The 964-nt window shown below is 57.9% G+C and carries 1 protein-coding gene; it reads left to right on the top strand.

What is annotated here, in order from left to right; all coding sequences use genetic code 11:
• Positions 1 to 116 precede the first annotated feature (116 nt).
• Positions 117 to 964 (top strand): flagellin N-terminal helical domain-containing protein (locus tag EA797_RS21605; protein ID WP_122169026.1); only part of this gene is annotated, 848 nt, incomplete at its 3' end.

Below are 964 nucleotides of genomic sequence, written 5' to 3'. Positions count from 1 at the left end.
GATGCCAGGCATGGTCATGGGCCTGCTGGGCTAAGACTTGGGATAGCGGCGAGGGCTTTAGAACCCGCCGCTTCGGGGCCTTCAGGCTCACTATTCGCTAGATAAGGATTCCACCGATGGCACTGTCCATTCACACCAACTATTCCGCGCTGACTACCAATACAGCGCTGAACAAGTCGAACAACTCTCTGGCAACCAACCAGCAGCGCCTGGGTACTGGCCTGCGCATCAACTCGGCAGCCGATGATGCTGCAGGTCTACAGATCGCCACTCGCCTGAACGCTCAGAGCCGCGGCATGGGTGTTGCGATGCGCAACACGGGTGATGCGACTTCTATGCTGCAGACCGCCGAAGGCGCGTTCAGCGAGATGACCGATATCACCCAGCGGATGAAGGACCTGGCCACTCAGGCGGCAAACGGTACCAATGGCGTTGCTGACCTCAAGTCGATCCAGTCCGAGTACGACGAGCTGGGTAAAGAACTGCTTAACATCTTCAAGAACACTAAATACGCCGGCGAGGGCCTGTTCAGCAGCGGCGCCACCAATGACGGCGCCACCGGTAAGTTCGGTTTGGCCGCCGGGGTAACCTTCCAGATCGGCTCCAGCGCCAGCGAAACCATGGTTGTCAATGCCTCGGGTAAGCTTGGCACACTCGCCACGAACCTCGGATTGGCGTCTGCGATATTCACTAACAACGGCGCAAACGCCGCGACTGTCGGTGAAGAGATCGCCACTATCACCGCTGGCACCCCAGACACAGCAGTCAACAACGCCAACGGCACCATCACCAAGCTGGACACCGTGCTCAATTCGCTCGGCGAAGTGCGTGCGCAATTCGGTTCAAGCATCAACCGTTTGAACCACGTCAATAACAACCTGGCGAACATGAAGGACAACACCGAGATGGCCAAAGGCCGGATCATGGATGCCGACTTCGCCATCGAAAGCGCCAACATGAGCAA

Origin of the sequence: Stutzerimonas zhaodongensis, assembly GCF_003696365.1 — a bacterium.
Lineage (GTDB): Bacteria > Pseudomonadota > Gammaproteobacteria > Pseudomonadales > Pseudomonadaceae > Stutzerimonas > Stutzerimonas zhaodongensis.
This window is presented reverse-complemented; position numbering and strand designations above follow the sequence as displayed.